Here is a 21,504-nt window from a genome sequence, read left to right on the forward strand (position 1 = left end):
TGCACAATTGATTTTGAGGAGACAAGAATGACGTATCGCAAACCTGATTATCCAATTCATGATATCATTTTACATCGTTGGTCGCCACGTGCTATGTCAGGTGAACCTATTTCTGATGCCGAACTTATGACATTATTTGAAGCGGCACGTTGGGCGCCATCATCATTTAATAATCAACCATGGCGATTTGTGTATGCAAAAAAAGATACGCCTGCATGGGATATATTTTTTGATTTACTGAATGATTCTAATAAAAAATGGGCACAACATGCTGCAGTGCTCTTGGTTATTGCATCGTGTGATACGTTTGAATATAGTGGTAAATATTCGCGTACTCATTCATTCGATACCGGAGCTGCATGGGAAAATTTAGCATTACAAGGTACCATCAATAATTTAGCAGTACGTGGGATGGAAGGTTTTAGTTATGAACGTGCAAAAAGAAGATTAAATATTCCCGATGGGTATACCGTAGAAGCAATGGCGGCCATTGGTAAACCAGGCAACAAAGAGGAGTTACCAGCTGATTTACAAGAAAAAGAAAAACCAAGCATGAGAAAAAATATAACAGAGTTTGTTTTTGAGGGGGCATTCAAGTAAACTTATAGATGAATATTTTTTTTGAAAAAGAGGTCAAATAGATGATGTCGTACATAGCAGATTTTGTGCTAGCTGCTTGGATTTTTAGTATTACGTATGATTGGTTTCATATTTTAATTAACACATTTCTATTGTGTTTTTTATTTTGGATACTTCTTGGTATGTCGTTGACACGAGCGGTACTTTTATCATTTAGCGCTCACTTTTTTTCATTTATGTTATATCTGATTCTTGGCATTAGTCTTATTGCATATCGTTTTGCATCGGAAGATATGACTGAAGCAGCAGCAACCAATGATACGCTGCTTGCATGTATATATTTGGGTATTGTATATGCTACGTTGCAATCTCTTTTTTTAATTCCTCTGCATATTATGACAGAAGAAAATACTTGGAAGCTTATTGCTGTTACGTGGATAAGTAATATGTTAGCAGCATTACTGAGCTACTGGTGCATTATAACAATAATTGAGCCGCTTTTATAAAGACAATGCTAATCAGATATCTGTGTAGGCAATTGGCTGCTGCTTATATGGTGAGCTCTATGTTCTTCTAATCCAAATTGCACAATTTGATCAATAAAATCCATAGGTTTAATACCTACCTCTAATGCTTGATGAAAAATACAGGTAGCAGGTGTAAGAGCGGGCAATGTGTTAACTTCCAATATAACTACACGTTCTTGGCCTGTTGGGCTTTGCTGAGCAGATTGATAAAAACAATCAATACGTGCGTATCCTTTACATTGTAGTGCTGCATACGCACGTTCCATAGTTTTTTGTACTAACATTAAAGCAGAGGGTGGCAATGGTGCTGGAGTTTGGTTTTCGCCTGCACCAGGTAAAAACTTTTCATGCATAGAAAGTATATCGTGCGTAGTAACGGTTTGACTTGGTGGTAATGCATGAGGGGCTTCATTGCCAATTACTCCTACGGTTAATTCCATGCCGCGAATAAATTCTTCAACCAAAGCTGCGGATTTATTCTGTGTAAAAAGATATTCTATTTTTTGTATGAGTTGGTGTATGTTGGTAATTTTTTCTACTAAGACACTGCAACCATCATCATGCGGTTTGACTATGCACGGAAACGCGATGTTTTCTTCTATATGTTGTACGAGTTGTTCTTTTTTATGTTGCCACACATCTTTATCAATTAAATATGCATGTGGTACATCGAAATTTTGTGTACGTAAAAATTGTGTTGTTTTGTATTTATCCATGCACAAAGCGCTTGTCAGTACGGATGAGCCATTATATGGTATACCAAGCATTTCCAGCGTGCCTTGCACAGCACCATTTTCACCCTTACCACCATGCAGTGCAATAAATACAAAATCTGCCAGTTGTGGTAAATCATGCCATGTAATTTGCATAGCTGGTGTTACAATGGCGTCAATTTCTTTGGTTGAATTACGGACTAATAATGATTGGTTGATATGAAACAAGTGCATGTAACTGTTTACAAAGATGGGTAGTACTTCATATTTGTAAGGAGATAATTTATAGGTAACATTTCTACCTGATTCGAGTGATATTTCTCGTTCATTAGAGTCGCCACCCATGAGTACTGCGACACGTAATTTGCGTGTATTCATAGTTTTTGTTTCGAGTTTTTCTTGATGTATAAATTTGTCGAGCATACCATATGCATGTAATTCTGTTTCAATTAAATGATTAATGAGTTTGGTGTGACTCATATTAATTTCTGCTGCTTCACGAAATACAAAACTTGCAGGGCCCATGCCGGACAAAGCGTTAGGATCAATAATAAATACGTGCTCATCTGGTGTTACAAATCCATCAATGCGGGAAATATTAGTAAGTCCGAGTGCGCGAGTTGTTTGTACACAAGTATCTTGAATTTTTTTGATGAGATCATCACTGCATCGTGCTGGTGTAAACTTGGTTGCACGGCCTGGCATATACTTTTGTTCATAATCAAAAATATGAGTATTTTTTTCGATGACAATTTCGGTTGGTGGTAATGATATAAGTGTATTGGTTTTATAATCAGTAATAGTAATGCAAGAAAATTCCATTCCTTCAATTTTTTCTTCTATTAATACCGCTTGCTTTGTTTGAGGATTAATAGTGCATGCATGATGTACTGCTGGCAGTAATTCCTGTGGATGTGTGACGACGCGTACCCCCAAGCTTGAGCCTTCTTTGTATGGTTTTACTATGCAAGGGAATGTGATATTTTTCTGTGCAAGTTGTTCTAGAATAGTTGATTCGTCGAGTGATTCTATGTGTTTTGGTGTTAGCACACAGTCACGTGCAACTTCAATGTTATGTGCACGCAAAATTTCTTTTTGCATGATTTTATTCATGCTGAATGCGCTACCCAAAATTTTTGAACCTAAATAGGGAATACCAAGAACTTCCAAAAATCCTTGTAAAGTACCATCTTCTGCCCAGTTACCGTGTGTGCAAATATAGACAAAATCTATGAGTTCGGGTAACTTGTCCCATATGATTTTTTGAGCTTCTTTAGAAAGTCTATGCTGAAAATCGCTAATTTTACCACGATATAAAAAATGGAGTGGTAGTATAAATAAGTGTCCTTCAAGGGTTTGGAAAATAGGGATAATTTCGTAACGTGATGTATCAAGATGATCGCATACCGTACGCCCGGAATTAAATGAAACTTCTCGTTCAATTGATTTGCCACCCATCAGTACGCCAACGCGAATTTTTTGCATGTTATTTCCTTAAAAAATGAGATTGAGTAATTGTCGCGTGTTGTATAAGCATAAATATTTATCTACATATGGTAAAGGATATACCTATGAAAAACTTATGTGCATTGTTGTTATTATCTAACATGGTTACAGTGCATCAGGTGTGTGCGATGTCTTCACCAAGAGAAACTACGCAAGATGAATACTTTGAGGGAACAGTGCGCATTGGTACAAAAGAAGTTGACTTGCGCCATGGGTATATAAATAAGTTGAAAAAATCATCTGTTCAAACGGTATATACAAGAAACGGTAACATTTCACCGGAACAACTTGAAGCATTTTTTAAAACGACATTGTATTTTTATGGATTTACTGATAAATCATACAAACTTGATCAACTTACTCTTGATCAACTTACTCAAGCACTGAATAAACGTTTGCAAAAACGTAATGTTTTTATTCGATTATCTGATGATAAGTATTATGCATTTAAAATAATTCTTGCTCATTACTTAGGTGGTCAGCTACCTTATGTAAAAAGTATACTTGAAGATATTATTCATACCACAAAGAAAATGCTCGATGCAAAAAGAGTGCAAGCGCGGTTTAATCCAATGACAGAAGAAGAGTATATGAAATCATATGAAAAAAAACGGGAAGAATTAATGGTAAACCAGTCTAACGAAATAACAATACACCTTGCGCATAAAAATAGTTACCATTTTGACAGTCCGCCTTCTTCATATGCTGTCAATGGATCTAGATTGCATCCATTAGATTAATAAAGCGAAAGATCATGTATGGCTCAACAAGAACAAAATTTAGTATGGATTGACCTTGAAATGACCGGGTTAAATCCGGAGGAAAACGTTATTTTAGAAATTGCAACTATCATTACCGATAGTGATCTGAATATTCTTGCCTATGGGCCATCATTGGTGATTTATCATTCAGATGAAGTTCTAGATATTATGGATATGTGGTCACGTGAGCAACATACCAAGTCTGGCTTGTTAGACAAAGTACGTACATCCAGAATTTCTACGCAAGAAGCTGCGCAACAAACATTAGAATTTATTCAACAATATTGTATTAAAGACACGGCGCTCCTTGCCGGTAATTCAGTCTGGCAAGACCGTGCATTTTTGCGTAGATATATGCCAACCATTGTTGCATATTTGCATTATCGATTGATTGATGTAACAACGATTAAAGAACTAGTGTCACGTTGGTATCCAGATTCTACACCATTTGAAAAAGCAGATACGCATCGTGCCCTTGAGGATATTAAAGAATCAATTGACGAGCTTAAATATTATCGTCAGACATTTTTTAAGTAATCAGGTAACTGGATTGGGACAGAAGTATATTGAACTCTTGTATTTCTTATGGTTGATACTAGCAAACAACAGAACAATTTCCTGCATGCTAACCCCCTTAATATAAATTTTGCGTGCATATGTATTTTTAATTTTATGCACGGGTGGTTTTGCAGGACCCAAAATATGTAAATCCCATTTCTTGAGTGAGCGGTTTGTTTGTAATGCATAGATTAATGTGTGTGCATCACGTTCAACGGTTAATTCATCGGTGTGTTTAAGTTCAATTTCTACTAATCGTTTGTAGGGCGGGTATCCGAGCATTTTGCGAGATCCCATAACATGCGTGAAAAATTTTATGTAATCAATTTCATTCATGTATTCAAATATAGTGTGGTTTGCCATAGCTTGTACAATGACCAAACTTTCTGCACGTTGTCTGCCGGCACGTCCTGCAACTTGGATAAGTTGTTGCAACGTAGTTTCTGCTGCATTGTAGATGGGGAAATGTAAATTCAAATCTGCCCATAAAATACCAACCAAAGTAACATTTGGGAAATCATATCCTTTAGTAATGGTTTGCGTACCAACTAGAATATCAATCTTACCTGTTGCAAATTGTACTACCGTTTCTTGCCAGTTTTTTTTCTTTGCCGTGCTATCCATATCTGCTCGCGCAATGCGTGCTTCTGGAAATAGTTGTTGTATAATGCTGACCACTTGTTGGGTGCCAATACCTTTTTTTAAAAACTGATGTTCACCTGCATGGCAGGTTGGACAAGCGGTAGGGAGTAACATTTTATGATCACAGTAATGGCAGGTGAGACGGCCATCTGTGTGTAGTGTTAAGCTTACCGAACAACCATGGCATGAGAATATAAAACTACATTGTTTGCATTGCACAAAAAAACTAAAACCACGACGATTTAAAAATATAATGATCTGTTCTTTTTTTTGTAATCTATCTTTGATTGCATTTTGTAGTTCTTGGCTAATCCAAAAATTTTTGCGTTGTTTTTTATCAGATAACAAAACTATTTTTATAGCGGGGAATGCCCCTGCAAAACGTTTAGGTAGTTGAAAAAAGTGCCAATTTTTTTGTTGCACATTATGGAGTGTTTGGATTGATGGAGTTGCAGAACCTAGTAGTATCGGAATGCCAGCTGTATATGCACGCATAATGGCTGCTTCTTTGGAGTTAATTTTGGGATGTTTTTTTTCTTGGTAGCCGGTCTCATGTTCTTCGTCAACAATAATTAATCCAAGATTTGCAATAGGTAGTAGCACGGGTAAATGTACGCCCACAATCACCACTGGTTGTGCATCGAGCAATGCTTGCCACAATTGTTTTTTTTCTTTGGTTCCTACTGCTGAATGAAAACTAAACAAGGTAACTTGATCAGGCAGTTCATGTTTGAGCCGATGTGCGAACGCGAGTGCTAAAGTAACTTCTGGCAATAATAAGAGCACGGATTTGTTGTGTGTGAGTGCATGCATAATTAACTCTTTATATACTTCAGTTTTGCCAGAACCAGTTACACCATGTAGCACGGTTGGTGTGTATTGTGGCGTGGTAATATGGGGTTTTAAAAATGCACATACATTATGTTGCTCATCGGTCAGCTGCACATCTAATAATGCAGGGGTACTGTATTCTTGTGCTTGATATTCAACATCTTGTTTTTTTGTATCTGTCACAAATTGTTTGATTCGTTTGACAAAGTGCAGTGGTTCAAGTGCATAATACTGTGCAAGTTGTGCAATAAACTGTGCATAACAGGTATCATGTGGAAACGCTTCCAGGTGATCTGCATCTCTGATAGCAAACGTGATATGTGCCGGCTTGCTGACCAATAATTGTGTTACTATGGCCGGTACAATCTGATTGCGTACTGGTACATGCACAATAGAATTAATGGATGGTTTCTGCTGCCAATGCTCGGGGATATGATAGAGTAGGGGTTCATTGAACCCATTGAGTAGTCTCACATTAATAAACATAGTATTAGTATACAGAAAAAACACCGCAAGTTAAAAAAATGAAAAGGCAGGAGTACTCAATATAATCTTAAACTACTTGCGGTGCTTATAATTGCGTTAAGCTCGGTAAGTTTTAGTATATTTATTCTGTATTGTCAAATATCTGAACTTATATAATTGATCTGTGCAATTTACTGTGGTATTTGATATGATCAAAGCAAAATATTATATATTATAGGCAGGCAACATGATTGAAATACTTGTACTCCACATGTTTTTTGGTGCCTCAAATCCCATTGGTAAGTTTCTATTGCAATTTACTTCTCCAGCATTTTTATCTGGTATACGTATGGGTATAGCTGGATTAATTTTACTTGGTTACCAGTACTTGAATCCGCGTGCACATTTTAGATTTCAAAAGAATCACATTTGGTTGTATCTGCAACTTACGGTAATAGGGGTCTATCTGAAATATATTTTGCGCTATTGGAGCTTGAGTTATTTAGAACCTGGTAAATTTTCTTTTTTACTCAATGTAAGCCCTTTTGTGGCGGCATTATTTTCATTTATATTTTTTAAAGAAAAACTTACTCAGAAAAAATGGATTGGGTTAAGTATTGGCTTTATAGGATTGGTTCCTATGCTTATAACAACATCATTAACCGAACGATCTCTTGGTGAGTTTGTGTTTATTTCATGGCCGGAACTTGCAGCGCTTGGTGCTGTAGTGGCGCATGTATATGGCATGATTATAGTACGTATACTGGTGCGAACTCATGAGTATGCATCAGGCATGATTAATGGTATTTCTATGTTTGGTGCGGGAATATTGGGGCTAGGAACTGCTTTTGCGATTGAAGATTGTTATATTTCTAATCCATTATCATTTTTTACTGGTCTGATGGTTTTGGTAATAATTAGTAATGTTATTTGCAAAAATTTGTATACCAACCTTGTTAAGCATTATAGCGTGACATTTCTTTCATTCACTGATTTTTTGGCGCCATGCTTTGCGGTATTTTACAGCTGGCTTTGGTTTGGAGAAAAAATCACCTGGAATTTTTATGCATCAGGTATAATTGTTCTTGTTGGATTATACATTTTTTACCAAGATGAACTTACACATATTCATGCGGGTTAATCAAAGATAATTTTTTATCTTAACCTGTTGTACCAATTCAAATAATGTTTATTTAATATGTTGTACCCTCCTGGTGTGGGGTAATTACCGGTAAAACACCAGTCCCCCGTATGATCTGGCATTGCGTGATGTAATCCATCTATGGTTTGGTATATAATGTCGAGTCCTCCTTGCCATGTGGTACCAGCTGGTAGTAATAGTTCTGCGTTTTTTGCTACAAGTTGTTCAAGTGTTAGGTGTTCATACAGTGCTTGTATAGGGCTATAGGCTTGAGCTGAGTCAGTATTTATTTGTGCTGCACATGCTAGAGCTGTTTCATGTATATATTCTGTTTTTTCTTGTTCTGCGAGTAAGCTTAGCATTGCTTGAAAGGTGATCAATTCGTCTAGGTTATACATATTTGTAGCATAACAGTCGGGATACATAGTTGGTGGAAATGCGTTGACAATAATAATTCGCTTGGGATTTAAATCAATTATGTAGTGTAAGAATGATGGGTTTTGTGCAAGGCTTTGTTCAATAGAATTAACCATAAGTACAAATGTATCTTCTGGTTGAATGATGCCTTTAGTCAAAATCATGTTTGCTAGCTGCCCATTACATATGCGTTCAAAATGAGGTTTGCAGTTAGCAAAGATATCAATATCTTCTGGTGATATATCATGGTGTTTTATTTTTTCCCATAATATGTTTGCATGGCGAGTGTGTATAAGTTGGTCAATTTCTTCAAGCATGCCAATTAATGCACTTTCGGCACCATGAATGTAATCAAATATGACGTGTTCTAGATTATAATTCAGGGCTTCAAGCACCTGCTGTGCATTATTGCGTCCGAGTGTTTTGTGTTCTTCATAAATATCATAGTCATTAGTGTTTGAACCAATGCGCTCATGAGCGCATTGGCGTAATGGTAATTGCTTAATAAATTGTTGCTCTTTGATATGTCCATTGTTTTTAATTATGAGTATATATCCTGGTTTTATGCTAACTATATGCTCTGATGTTGTATTGAATACTTGCATAAGCGCAGCACGCTCTGATGCCACGGCAATTACATCATCATCTAGATATAAAAATCCAGAGCGGATGCCTGATGGATCACGACACACAAATACATCACCATTGCCTAATAAACCGGCAAATACATAGCCCCCATCCCAATCATCTGCTGCATAATTGAATACACGTACAAGATCAATTTCTTGCGCAATGGTTTTTGCCAATTGTTGTCCCTGTATGTATTGATACGTATCTGCACTAATTGAGGTGGTCAAGTATTCGCGATCCAGATAATAAGAAATAAGATTCGCGACAATGGTTATATCGGATTCTCTTGTTGGATTGAGTCCTGCATTAATAAGTTGTGTAAACACGTCATCTATATTAGTTATCTTAAAATCACCCACCAATGCAAAGTTTTTAGTTTTTATCTTATTTTTATGATGGAATGGTTGGTAAGAACTATCTGTAGTGCTGTTATCTTGTATATGTCCGATGTATGCATCCCCCAAAAATGTAAATTGCATTTTAAGATCTTGTGCGGATACTTTTGCTAATAATTGTGTATTATCTATATCGTGTTTGATGGCATCAAATAGGTAAGGTAATGCATGTTGAGTAGCGCGTACGCGATGCATATATTCTTTACCTACTGGCATATCTAATTTTAGCACCGCAAGCCCTGCTGTTTTTTGACTACGATGGCGCTGTTTATCCAAAAGTAAATAAGTTTTTTGTAACCCCCATGCAGGATCACCATATACATCTTGGTAATAGGTGAGTGGTTTGCGTAATCGCACAAATGCTATACCACTGGGATGGCTACCAGTAAAAACTGAAGCACAAAATAATAATATAATGACCTGTCTATTTTTCTTCTTGTTCATGAGAAGTATCTTTTTTTTGTGCTTGCAAATAATGTGTTACAAGTTCATGGTCATACTTTGCGCTCAATTGATCGGGTGTAAGTCCCTGATTATTTTGTGCATGTACATTTGCACCTATTGCACACAAATATTTGACCATGTACCATTGACCACTACGTGCAGCATGATGAAGAGGTGTATTACCTATATTATCTTGTACTTCAATGTTTAATCCAGTTGTATTTTTGTATAAAATTCTAAAAAAATACGGATAAGGTTCTTGCGCTATCACATGTAGCAAGGTCCATCCAAATCGGTTATATGGTGTGGTTATAAAATTATCATGATTACCTATACTATTGAGTATAAAGAGTGTCATGTTAAGGCTACTTGTGTATGGATGGTAATAAGGTATTTGACTTAATTGATGGCTAATGATTCTTTTTTTTTCTTGATTATTACATTCAGTTGCAAAAATAGTTGCCAAAATTGCTTGATTGATTAGACGTTTGTGGGTGTGAAGCATACGGAACTGATTATATGATGAAAAGAGAAAAGTTCTTGTGGCAAGCATGGCGTTAAGATGGTGGCTGCTGCCCATATAAATACTAAGAGAAACTATGCACATGGTCCATATTCTTGGGTGTATCATAAAACTCCTTTGTATGTAGTTTTGATTGATACTGATTTTGATGTAGCATACTTATTTAATGACGTGTCTGCAATTTTTAATAGATATATTTGTAGTGTATACTCACTATATACCAAATTATGCCTGCAATAGTATCCAACGCAAAAGGAAATTGTGTGAAATTAGACCCTCAAAAAACCATTTTTTTAATTGACGGTTCTTCATTTTTGTATCGTGCATATTATGCATTACGTCCGTTGCATACACCACAAGGCATTCCGGTGCAAGCGGTTTATAGCTTCTGCCGTATGATAAAAAAAATAATTGATACTTTTGAACCCAAGTATATTGCTCTTGTGTGGGACAGCAAAGGTAAAACAACCCGACATACCATGTTTGAGGCGTATAAAGCAACGCGTCAAGCACCACCCAGCGATTTGTTCGAGCAAAAAGAATTTATTGTCCAATTTGCTGATATGATTGGTATGAAGCAAGTTGCAAAGCAGGGTGTAGAAGCTGACGATATTATGTATTCCATTGCCAAAGAACGTACACAAAAAAGTGACACGGCGGTATTTATAACCGCTGATAAAGACATGGGTCAGGCAGTATCGGACAAAATTGTACTTTTCGATCCATTTAAATATGAAATTGTTGATAAAACTGCGGTTGAAGAAAAAATGGGATTTCCGGTAGAAAAATTCCCCTTTTATTTTGCGCTGCTGGGCGATGCATCAGATAATATACCAGGTGTGCATGGTATTGGCAAAAAAGGTGCACTAGATTTAGTGCAAGAATTTGATTCGCTTGAGGATCTATATGCCAACTTGGATAAAGTCAAGAAGGCACGCACGCAAACTGCATTACAAGAAAACAAAGACAATGCATTTTTGAGTCGTGATTTATTTTTATTGCAATATGAACCAACTAATTTATCCAAAGAAGATCTTGCATTTGATGCTGCTAACTGGGTTAAAGCTCGTCCATTGTTTGAAGATTTAAACTTCAAAAGCTTGCTAGCAGAAATTGGTGCTGCCAAAGAAGTGCGCGCAAAAAGTATTGAAGATAAAATTGCTTACTGGAAGCAGTTTGATTTTAAAGCAGTCACCACGCACGAAGAACTTACCGCGTTAGCAACATTGCTTACAGAAAAAGGTGCCTTTGCGTTTGATACTGAGACAAATGGATTGCAGCCTTTGCAAGTTACATTAATTGGTATGTCATTTTGCGTACAAGAGGGTACATCATATTATGTGCCATGTGGCCATAATAATGGACAAGCACAATTAGATATCAAAGATATTTTGCATGTATTAGGCCCAATTTTACAAAATCCAAGCATAAAAAAATATATGCACCATGCAAAGTATGATCAATTAGTACTGAGTAATTATGGTATAGAAATTGAAGGGCTTGCTCTTGATACGTTAATTGCATCTTATTTGACCAACAAAGATTGGCAACGGCCCGGACTCAAGGCAATGTCAGAATACTTATTTAATGAGCCAATGCTAAGTTTTGCAGATGTAGTGACACACAACAAATATAAGGATTTTTCGCAAGTACCACTTGATTTGGCATTGTTGTATGCAGCTACTGATGCACACCAAACATTCAAGCTTGTACAACCACTACAAGAAGCACTCGCAAAAGAAAACATGCAAGAACTCTATGCAACCATAGAACACCCATTAATTAACGTGCTCTATGATATGGAGAAAGAAGGCATTGCAATTGATGTTGATTACCTTAATCAGTTGAATAAAGCCGTAACCAAAGCTTTGGATGTGATTCAAACTGATATTGAAAGCTATGTCCCTAAAGGACAAACAGTTAACCTCAATTCACCCAAACAAGTTGAACAACTGTTGTTCCAAGAATTGCAGTTACCTCCGCAAAAAAAGAATGTAAAAGGTACAGGTTATTCAACCGATCAAGAAGTGCTTACTATTTTGGCAGATATGCATCCGGTGCCGGCATTGTTGGTGCAATACCGAGAATTGTTTAAGTTAAAAAGCACCTATATAGAAGCGCTCCCGACTTACGTGAATCCTAAAACCAAACGTATTCACACAACATTTAGCCAAACAAGTGTGGCGACTGGACGACTTTCAAGTTCTGAACCAAATCTACAAAACATTCCGGTGGGCGGCGGCCTGGGGTTTGGCAAAAAAATTCGCACTGCATTCAAGCCTAAAACAGGCAACATATTCTTGTCGGCGGATTACTCACAAATTGAGTTGCGTGTGCTGGCACATTTGTCTGGCGATAAAAATTTAATTAATGCATTTTTGCAGGGACATGATATTCATGCAGAGACAGCAGCTCGTTTGTTTGATGTGCCACTGCAAGGTGTAACCAATGAACAACGGCAAGTTGGTAAGCGTATTAATTTTAGTATTTTGTACGGCCTCACACCATATGGGTTATCTAAAGATTTAGATATCTCATTCAAAGATGCAAAACATTACATAGAAAAATATTTTGATCAGTATCCACAGGTTTTATCTTGGATGGAAAGTATAGTGGCATTCACCAAGCAACACAGTTATACGCAAACACTCTGGCATCGTCGTCGTTATGTACCTGCAATTTATGAAAAAAATAAAACTCTATATGAAGAAGCGCGACGTGTTGCTATTAATACGGTGGCGCAAGGTACCGCAGCAGAAGTCATGAAGCTGGGTATGATCAAGCTGGATCAAGAATTGAAAAGGCATATTCCAGACGCAGCCTTGTTGCTACAAATTCATGATGAGTTATTAATTTCAGTTCCTCAAGAGCAAGCAGATCGTGTGGAACAATTGACCAAAGACGTACTTGAATCAGTAGTCGATTGGCAGGTTCCATTGGTAGTTACTACACGTACCGGCTACAATTGGCATGATATTAGCAAATAAAAAGCCCCGCTTGCGGAATGCAGGGCATACAAACTGTTTGTAGATGATAATTATTCATTGCCTGAATTTGAATCATCATCTGAGTTGTCTGATTCAGATGATAGAAATTCTTGGGTATAATATAATTCAGCTTTCTTTTTATTTTCTACCAAAGCAATATGCTCATTGTATATATCTGTCGCGTCTTCTTGAGTCATCTCGCTAGTAATATTATAGTACCAAACAGAGAGGTCTTCATGACTTATACCAATAGGTATAGGTACGGATGTTTTTAATACTAATTGCCTAAAGATATAAATACCTTCAGGGGTATCATCTAAACTTATATATTTATAATAACCAAGATATTTATTATATTTTTCTGATAATATTGCATATGCTAATAATGTGCCACGTTTATTTGTCCAGAATTCTTTGGATAAATTATATCTTAATAATCTAGAGATCAATTTTTTTTTAGTTACCTTACTTGTTAGATCAAAATCGCTATGCTTTTCTTGTAGTTCCTCAAATGTCCAAGGTAAGTTAGATTGCACATTTTTCGGCAAATCTTCCATAGCGTAGACTGTAGGGAAACTAAGCAATAATAATAACGTGAGTTTTTTCATAGGTTCCTCTTTTTGATATTGTTTTACCTGCGATTAATTCTAGGTCGGTATAATAAAAAGTGCAAGGAATGAGGTGTAAAAAAAGGCCTCAAGAGCAAGCAGATCGTGCAGAACAATTGACCAAAGACGTACTTGAATCAGTAGTCGATTGGCAGGTTCCATTGGTAGTTACTACACGTACCGGCTACAATTGGCATGATATTAGCAAATAAAAAAACCCGACTCACGAGTACGGGGCATGAAGACTGCTTATAGTTCACTACTTGAATTTGAATCATCATCTAAATTTGAACATGAATCAACTGATTCAGATGATAGAAATTCTTGAAAATAATATGATTCAGCTTTTTTTATGTTATCAAATAAAGCTACAGCATCTTGTTTACTCATTTCAGAAGTGATAGCTTCGTAAAAATTAAATCCGTGACCCCTGTGATAAATTTTTAGTAATTTGGATTTGTTTAGGAATTTTAATTGCTTCATAATGTACAAGCCTTCAGGAGTATCTTCTGATGTTATATTTCTATGAAAATAAGGTCTAGAATTATTTTTTTGTGACAATTTTCCTGACCATATTGCATATGCTAATAATCTACCCTGTTGATTTATCCAGAATTGTTCAGAAAAAGCCTGTTCGATTAATTTGCCTAATATTGTATATTGATTGCTATGACCAATGAGCTTAAAGTCTTTATGGTCTTCTTGTAATTCTTCAAATGTCCAAGGTAAGTTAGATTGTGCACTTGAATTTGAACATGAATTAACTGATTCAGATGATAGAAATTCTTGAGAATAACGTAACTTAGCTTTTTTTATTCTATTAAATAAATCTACAGCATCTTGTTTACTCATTTCAGGATTGATAGCGTTGTAAAAATTAAATCCGTTACCGCTGTAATAAACTGTTAGTAATTTGGATTCGTTTAGTAATTTTAATTGCTTCATAATGTACAGACCCTCAGGAGTGTCTTTTGATGTTATAGTTCTCTCAAACTCAGGTCTAGAACTATTTCTTTTTTGTGACAATTTTCCTGACCATATTGCATAGGCTAATAATCTACCCTGTTGATTTGTCCAGAATTGTTCAGAAAAAGCCTGTTCGATTAATTTGTTTAATATTTTATATTGATTGCTATGACCAATGAGCTCAAAGCCATTATGGTCTTCTTGTAATTCCTCAAATGTCCAAGGTAGGTTAGATTGCACACTTTTTGGCAAGTCTTGCATAGCGTAGACTGTAGGGAAGCTGAGCAATAATAATATGAGTTTTTTCATAGTGTTCCTCTTTTTGATGGATTGTTTTTTGAGCTTAATCTTAGACGATATAGTAAAAAGTACAAGGTATGAGGTGTAAAAAAAGGCCTTGTGATACCTAAAAAACAGGCTCCTACAAGGTTATTGACAATTAAGGGCAAATTGGGCATATTTAATGGTGAATAGGTTAAAAAAGAAGCCTGTTTTTCAGTTGAATCATATCTTAATAAAGTTCAATAAATAGTATCTTTTTCCTTGGCCTTGTCCAGGTAGTAAAAAGGTTAAACTTCTAAGGAATTGCGGTGGCAACGAGTAAATCCGGTGGATCGACGCAGAATAATCGAGAAAGTCATAGTAAGCGATTAGGTATTAAGTTGTTTGATGGCCAGGTGGTTAACGGTGGTGAGATTATAGTTCGCCAACGTGGTACCCGTGTACATCCAGGTAAGCTGGTTGGCCGTGGTAGTGATGATACCCTCTTTGCAAAAGGGCCGGGTAAAATTAAATTCCACCATGGTATGAAGGGTCGCAAATACGTTTCTGTATTGCCTAATTAATCATACTGATATCGATAAATCTCTCTCAAAAAAAAAGAAATAACCCAAGATGTATCTATTCCCATTAACAGGAGAGTCTTTGTTATGGTAAATATATTGAAATACCGTGGTTTGTGTGCATTGTTTTCTGTCCTATTGTTAGCATCAATGATAGGCGTTGCAACCTATAAATTACAAACAAAGGGTGAAATATTTACTTATAGCATTGATTTTACCGGTGGTACGCAGGTACTTCTCAAGTTTAACCAAAAAATTAGCGCAACGCGCTTGAAAGAGGTACTTGAGCAAAAGGGATGGGATGGAGTAGTCATCAGGGATTTTTCAAGTACAGAATATCTTGTACGTGTTAAAGAATTTTCAAATGATGTTAAGGGATTGGCTGAGCGTATTCGTGTAGCAGCACAAGAAGTTGCTACCGATACACAAGTGACCATTGAAGAAAGTGAAGCTGTAGGACCGGGTGTTGGTGCGTCGCTTCGTTGGAAATCTATCTGGGCAGTTATATATGCGCTTATTGCAATGCTTGGATATATTGCATTCCGCTTCTGGTCTTTGGGATTTGCAGTGGGAGCAGTTGCAGCATTGTTCCATGATGCGCTTGTTATGCTTGCAGTATTCTTATTATTCAATAGAGAGATTTCAATTAATGTTATTGGTGCTATTTTGGCAGTTCTTGGTTACTCAATTAATGACACTATTGTTATTTTTGCACGTATTCGTGACAATATAAAAACCATGGGTAATGCATCACTGTATGATATAGTCAATACTAGTATCAATCAGACTATGCGTCGTACTTTATTGACCAGTTTTACCACTGGTTTGACGGTTGCTTCAATGTTTATACTTGGCGGTGAAGCACTACGAGATTTTTCACTTGCATTGTTAGTAGGTATTGTGTTTGGTACCTATTCATCTATTTATATTGCAAGTCCAATTATGATGTTGCTATATCGTAAATAGTACGTAAGAACAAGATAGTGACATTTATGTATGGCATGAGATTAAAAGTTTTTTAAACGTTATGCCTATGTATAACATGCTGTGTGTGTAAAGTAAGCATGTTTTTCTGATGCATGTGCCTTATATGAGGCCACAACCTAAGATAGTAATGTTTCACATGCATAATTGTTTGTGTTTATACAGACAATATCAGAGTCGATAGTATGAAATATAGTAAAAAATTTAGTGAATCTGACAATCAGTACGCCAGTATGCTAAGGAGTATATGGCATGTACTGCCTTTGTTTAAGTAGGAGGTTTTTCTGTGAACGAAAACGATAACACAAAGAAACAAGAAGTTGCTCTTGAAGAAGCACGCCATATTGATGAACCGGTAGCTACCCCAGCACCGAGCCAATTGGATACGCCTGATCAATCACCAAGTCAGGGTAATCAGCCTAATCAAGCAAGACAAAATAGAAGTAGTAATGGTAAAAATACTCGCCAACAACGCGGAAAATATGATCATCGCCGCGATGGCATGCGACCTGGCCAACAACAATCACCGCAACAGCAACAACAGCCACAAGATCTTAAGTCAAGACCTTTGCACGAGTTGAATCTCAATGAGCTTAATATGTACGCACGCCGTTTGGGTATTGTGGGTGCAGGACTCATGAGTAAAGACGATCTTATTACGCGTATTAAATACGTACTTGAGCATCCTGATATAGAGATGGAAGTTGAAGGCGTATTGGAAAAACTACCTGATGGATTTGGATTTTTACGCTCTGCGCAATATGACTATGTATCAGGACCAGATGATATTTATGTTTCTCCTTCGCAAATTAGACGTTTTAATCTACGCACGGGTGATACGATTACTGGTGTAATTCGCAAGCCAAAAGAGGGTGAAAAATATTTTGCCTTACTCAAGGTAAGCAAGGTAAATCACCAAGATCCAAGCGCAACAGGTGACCGTATTCATTTTGACCAATTGAGCCCATTGCACCCTGAGAAAAAATTTGATTTGGAATTCGATTCTAAAGCACTTTCTACTCGTATCATGGATCTATTTACGCCAGTTGGACATGGCCAGCGTGGTTTAATTGTTGCACCGCCAAAAGTAGGTAAAACATTATTGCTCAAAGAGCTTGCTAAAAGTTTTATTGCTAATCATCCGGATATTCACTTAATGTTCCTGGGTATTGATGAACGCCCCGAAGAGAAAGCTGATATGAAGCGTGTTGTACAAGGTACTAACGCAGAAGTAATTAGCTCTACATTTGATGAAGCAGCTGAGCGCCATGTGCAGGTAGCGGAACTAGTACTTGAAAAAGCAAAACGATTGGTAGAGTCAGGCAAACACGTAGTTATTTTACTCGATTCTATTACTCGTTTAGCACGTGCGTATAATACTATTGCACCTGCATCAGGTAAGGTATTGACTGGTGGTATTGATGCGAATGCATTGCAACGACCAAAACGATTCTTTGGTGCAGCACGTAACACACAAGAAGCAGGATCTCTTACAATTATTGCAACGGCATTAGTTGATACCGGCTCGCGTATGGATGAAGTTATTTACGAAGAATTTAAAGGTACGGGTAATATGGAAATTCATATGACGCGTAAACTTTCTAACCGTCGCATATTCCCTGCATTCGATTTACTCAACTCAGGTACACGTCGTGATGACTTGTTATTGAATGAAGAAGAATTGAATAAAGCCTGGGTATTACAGAAATTCTTGGCAACGATGAACACCGTTGAAGGTATGGAATTCTTGATTGATAAAATGAAGAAATTCAAAACAAACAAGGACTTTGTAGAGTCCATGAATAAAAAATCAAACGGACAATAAGACAAAAAGACCACCGCAAAAACGGTGGTCTTTTTTTTATACATAAATTGTTTGTTTTTTGCCAAATTCATGTATTACACTAGCATTGTTTGATAATTTTTTGCACAAGGAATGTAATGAATCGATATAACAAACAGTTCTTCAATGTATTAGTTTTTATATTTTTGTATGCTGCACCTGCTTATGCAATAACTCCTATTGATCAAGCTACGTGCTTACAGAATATACAATTTAAGGTTGGTGCTGGGATATACGATATTACTGGGCCGGTTGCAGAGCAAGGCATGATGGGATATGGGTTACTCGAGCAAAAAACAAAAGGGTTATACCAACGGTTGTGGGCACGAGCGTTTGTTATCGAATCTCCCTGTAATGGTAAACGCGTTGTATTTGTAGAAGCAGATCTTGGTCAACTATTTTTAGGAATTAAGCAAGAAGTTGTCCGTATTCTCAAGCAAAAATACGATGGTCTTTATGATCATGATAATGTAATGTTAGCAGCAAGTCACCAACATAGTGGCCCTGGCGGTTACTCTACGTATGCTTTTTATAATTTGAGTACTCTTGGATTTGATCGTAAAAATTTTAATACGATTGTTGATGGTATAGTGCGTGCTATTGCTCGTGCACATGATAACATGGCTTCCGCGTACATAGATATAGCGTACTCAGATTTGCCTATGCTTGGTATTAATAGATCCCCGTCAGCATATGTCAAAAACCCAAAAAATGAACGTGATAAATACGTTAGTAATATGGATACGCAAGTTGTGCAACTTAAATTTGTTCGTACTACCGGTGAACCAATTGGCGTAATAAATTGGTTTGCATTACATGGTACTTCTATGGGCAATCAAAACCGTCTAGTGCATGGTGATAACAAAGGGTATGCAGCTTATTTATTAGAAAAAGATTTTGAATCTACGTATGATTCACAATCATTTGTTGCTGCATTTGTACAGTCTAATTCTGGTGATATTTCACCAAATAAATTAGGCCGCCCAGGTGGTTCAGGATTGCAGGGAATACAAGATGTAGAAAATGCCGGTAAACCTCAGTATGAAAAAGCCAAAGAACTTTTTTATGCATCAGGTACACAATTACATGGTGCAGTTGATTATCGACATACATTTGTTGCTATGGATGATGTTGCTATTGATCCAAAATTTACTGACGGTACATCGCATACAACATCTCCGGCTGCAATAGGCATTTCTATGTTAGCTGGTACGCAAGATGGAGAAGGTTTTGGTAAACAAGGCATTACTTGTAATAATGTGACTGATATATTTCCAAATATTGCGTGTGCATTAGTAACCAAGCCACGACAAGGCATAAAGCCAATTGCTATTGAAACGGGTAGTAAAAAGCCATATCCATGGACGCCACAAATTTTACCAGTTCAAATTTTTATTGTAGGTAACATTGCACTAGTAGGAGTACCGTTCGAGCTTACTACTATGGCAGGTCGTCGGCTTAGGGAAATGGTAGCTAACAAGTTAGCATCTGTTGGAATAATGGATGTTATTTTGACTACATTAGCAAATGGATATGCAGGTTATGTTACTACCTATGAAGAATATCAAGTGCAACGATACGAAGGTGCTTCGACACATTTTGGGCCATGGACTCTTGCTGCTTTGCAACAAGAATATGACAAACTTGCGCAAGCATTCCTTGATAATACATCAGTTCCACGCGGGCCAATGCCACCGGATTTGGCACGCATTGTACATCTGAATTTGCAGACGGGCGTAGTGTTTGATGATAAACCCTTATTTAAAAGTTTTGGCGATATCAAACAGAATGTTCGCTCAATTTACAAACCGGGTGATCGAGTAGAAGCAGTGTTTTGGGGAGCGCATCCTAAAAATAATTATCGCATTCAAGATACTTTCTTGAAGGTACAACGTAAGGAAAATGGTACATGGGTTACTATACGTACTGACAATGATTGGGACACAGAATATCATTGGGACCGTGAAGGTATTGCCTATTCATTAGTGACTATTGCGTGGCGTATACCAAAAAATATTATACCGGGTATATATCGTATTGTGCATTATGGTGATTGGAAATCTGGGTTAGATCACAACATTAGATCATACGTTGGGTATTCATCAGAATTTAAGATTAATTAAAAAATATCCAAACTAAGATCATCAAATTTACCTTGTAACGCTTTATAATTACCTACAAATGCAATCATGGCTGCATTGTCAGTGCAATATTGGCGTGATGGGGTGAAAAAAGCAACATGTTTTTTAGCACAAAAATCACGTAAGCGTTCTTTGATATAGGTGTTGCATGCAACACCTCCTACAAACGTAACAGCTTTCACTTGTTGATGTTCTTTGAGTGCACGTGCAAGTTTGTGTTCAAAAATATCGGTAATACATACAAGCAAAGAGCTTGCTACTTGTTTTTTGAGTAATTCACTGGTATCGAGCAGTGTTTTAGTTTTCATATCATAGGCATTGCGCTTGACCAAGTCGTAAAGTACGGCTGTTTTTAAACCGGAAAAACTAAAATCCAGCGTGTCAGTATTCGAGCGTGAGTAATTGAAAAAATCTTCAAAGCTCATTTCACGCGCAAGTTTTTCAATAACTGGGCCACCTGGGTATGGTAGTGCAAGTAGTTTTGCAATTTTATCGAATGCTTCACCGGCGGCATCATCACGAGTAGATCCAAGTACTTGATATTCACCAAATCCGGTAATTAAATACAAAGAAGTGTGACCGCCAGATGCGGTCAAGCATAGGTGTGGAAAAGGGACATTGTGTTCTAAGAATGAAGAAAATGCATGCCCTTCTAAGTGATTGATACCAATTATTTTTTTCTTGGTAGCGTACGCAATACTTTTTGCAAAGCATACGCCTACTAATAATGAACCAGGCAATCCTGGCTTATTTGTGACCGCTACTACATCAATATCTGCTAAGTTGACGCCGGCATTGGCAAGTCCTGCCTGCACAATAGGCGTAATTTTTTCCAGCTGCGAACGAGAAGCGAGTTCTGGTATTACCCCACCGAATAATTTATGTAATTCTGTCTGGGAAAAAAGGGCATTAGAAAGAATGCCGCGTTCGCTATCATAAACTGCTGCAGCAGTTTCATCACACGATGTTTCTATACCAAGGGTCAAAAGTGATTTTTTCAT

18 protein-coding genes are annotated in these 21,504 nt (G+C 37.0%); 11 read left to right on the top strand and 7 right to left on the bottom strand.

Annotated features, from left to right (window positions below):
- Window positions 1-27 precede the first annotated feature (27 nt).
- Together PK943_04280 and PK943_04285 are read left to right on the top strand one after the other, a co-directional pair.
- Entirely contained in the window at window positions 28-600 is a 573-nt protein-coding gene (locus PK943_04280; GenBank protein ID HRN78432.1) for a nitroreductase family protein, read from the top strand.
- 41 nt (window positions 601-641) lie between these two features.
- Window positions 642-1,085, top strand: coding sequence for a hypothetical protein (locus tag PK943_04285; protein ID HRN78433.1), 444 nt, complete (start codon window positions 642-644; stop codon window positions 1,083-1,085).
- 8 nt (window positions 1,086-1,093) lie between these two features.
- Here the strand turns inward: PK943_04285 and PK943_04290 are convergent, their stop codons facing one another.
- A complete protein-coding gene (locus tag PK943_04290; protein HRN78434.1) occupies window positions 1,094-3,304 on the bottom strand; it encodes an ATP-grasp domain-containing protein in 2,211 nt (736 codons plus the stop codon).
- Between the two features lie 86 nt (window positions 3,305-3,390).
- On the opposite strand from PK943_04290, the gene PK943_04295 reads away from it, so the two are divergent.
- Both PK943_04295 and orn read left to right on the top strand, forming a co-directional pair.
- Entirely contained in the window at window positions 3,391-4,065 is a 675-nt protein-coding gene (locus PK943_04295) for a hypothetical protein (protein HRN78435.1), read from the top strand.
- Between the two features lie 18 nt (window positions 4,066-4,083).
- Window positions 4,084-4,623 carry an oligoribonuclease gene (gene orn, locus PK943_04300; protein HRN78436.1) on the top strand — a complete coding sequence of 180 codons (540 nt, stop codon included), beginning with the start codon at window positions 4,084-4,086 and terminating at the stop codon, window positions 4,621-4,623.
- On the opposite strand, the gene priA is transcribed toward orn, so the two are convergent.
- On the bottom strand, window positions 4,624-6,603 hold the full coding sequence (priA, locus tag PK943_04305; GenBank protein HRN78437.1) for a primosomal protein N': 1,980 nt from the start codon (window positions 6,601-6,603) through the stop codon (window positions 4,624-4,626).
- Window positions 6,604-6,829: 226 nt separating this feature from the next.
- Between priA and PK943_04310 the strand changes: the two genes are divergently transcribed.
- Complete coding sequence (locus PK943_04310) at window positions 6,830-7,723, top strand: DMT family transporter (protein ID HRN78438.1); 894 nt, start codon at window positions 6,830-6,832, stop codon at window positions 7,721-7,723.
- 14 nt (window positions 7,724-7,737) lie between these two features.
- Here the strand turns inward: PK943_04310 and PK943_04315 are convergent, their stop codons facing one another.
- Together PK943_04315 and PK943_04320 are read right to left on the bottom strand one after the other, a co-directional pair.
- Complete coding sequence (locus PK943_04315) at window positions 7,738-9,609, bottom strand: hypothetical protein (GenBank protein HRN78439.1); 1,872 nt, start codon at window positions 9,607-9,609, stop codon at window positions 7,738-7,740.
- The gene (locus PK943_04320; protein HRN78440.1) at window positions 9,590-10,240 is read right to left on the bottom strand and encodes an ankyrin repeat domain-containing protein; all 651 of its coding nucleotides are present in this window, start codon (window positions 10,238-10,240) and stop codon (window positions 9,590-9,592) included. Before PK943_04320 ends, PK943_04315 begins: the two co-directional genes overlap by 20 nt.
- 155 nt (window positions 10,241-10,395) lie before the next feature.
- Here PK943_04320 and polA point away from each other — a divergent pair, with 155 nt between their 5' ends.
- Window positions 10,396-13,119: a DNA polymerase I gene (gene polA, locus PK943_04325; GenBank protein ID HRN78441.1), complete on the top strand. Its 2,724-nt coding sequence runs from the start codon at window positions 10,396-10,398 to the stop codon at window positions 13,117-13,119.
- Window positions 13,120-13,169: 50 nt separating this feature from the next.
- Here the strand turns inward: polA and PK943_04330 are convergent, their stop codons facing one another.
- Entirely contained in the window at window positions 13,170-13,727 is a 558-nt protein-coding gene (locus tag PK943_04330) for a hypothetical protein (GenBank protein ID HRN78442.1), read from the bottom strand.
- A 68-nt stretch (window positions 13,728-13,795) separates the two neighbouring features.
- Between PK943_04330 and PK943_04335 the strand changes: the two genes are divergently transcribed.
- The gene (locus PK943_04335; protein ID HRN78443.1) at window positions 13,796-13,939 is read left to right on the top strand and encodes a hypothetical protein; all 144 of its coding nucleotides are present in this window, start codon (window positions 13,796-13,798) and stop codon (window positions 13,937-13,939) included.
- 37 nt (window positions 13,940-13,976) lie between these two features.
- Here PK943_04335 and PK943_04340 read toward each other — a convergent pair whose 3' ends face one another.
- Window positions 13,977-15,002 (bottom strand): hypothetical protein, encoded by a 1,026-nt coding sequence (locus PK943_04340; GenBank protein HRN78444.1) that lies wholly within the window; start codon window positions 15,000-15,002, stop codon window positions 13,977-13,979.
- Between the two features lie 281 nt (window positions 15,003-15,283).
- Here PK943_04340 and rpmA point away from each other — a divergent pair, with 281 nt between their 5' ends.
- From rpmA to PK943_04360, 4 genes are all read left to right on the top strand, one after another.
- On the top strand, window positions 15,284-15,538 hold the full coding sequence (rpmA, locus tag PK943_04345; GenBank protein HRN78445.1) for a 50S ribosomal protein L27: 255 nt from the start codon (window positions 15,284-15,286) through the stop codon (window positions 15,536-15,538).
- A gap of 84 nt (window positions 15,539-15,622) precedes the next feature.
- Window positions 15,623-16,501 carry a protein translocase subunit SecF gene (gene secF / locus PK943_04350; GenBank protein HRN78446.1) on the top strand — a complete coding sequence of 293 codons (879 nt, stop codon included), beginning with the start codon at window positions 15,623-15,625 and terminating at the stop codon, window positions 16,499-16,501.
- A 586-nt stretch (window positions 16,502-17,087) separates the two neighbouring features.
- Window positions 17,088-18,344: a transcription termination factor Rho gene (gene rho / locus PK943_04355; GenBank protein ID HRN78447.1), complete on the top strand. Its 1,257-nt coding sequence runs from the start codon at window positions 17,088-17,090 to the stop codon at window positions 18,342-18,344.
- Between the two features lie 116 nt (window positions 18,345-18,460).
- Window positions 18,461-20,485, top strand: a complete 2,025-nt coding sequence (locus PK943_04360) for a neutral/alkaline ceramidase (protein ID HRN78448.1) — start codon at window positions 18,461-18,463, stop codon at window positions 20,483-20,485.
- Here PK943_04360 and tsaD read toward each other — a convergent pair.
- Window positions 20,482-21,504 (bottom strand): tRNA (adenosine(37)-N6)-threonylcarbamoyltransferase complex transferase subunit TsaD, encoded by a 1,023-nt coding sequence (gene tsaD / locus PK943_04365; GenBank protein ID HRN78449.1) that lies wholly within the window; start codon window positions 21,502-21,504, stop codon window positions 20,482-20,484. The genes PK943_04360 and tsaD overlap by 4 nt on opposite strands.

The organism is Candidatus Dependentiae bacterium (assembly GCA_035445995.1).
Lineage (GTDB): Bacteria > Babelota > Babeliae > Babelales > Vermiphilaceae > DAOMRS01.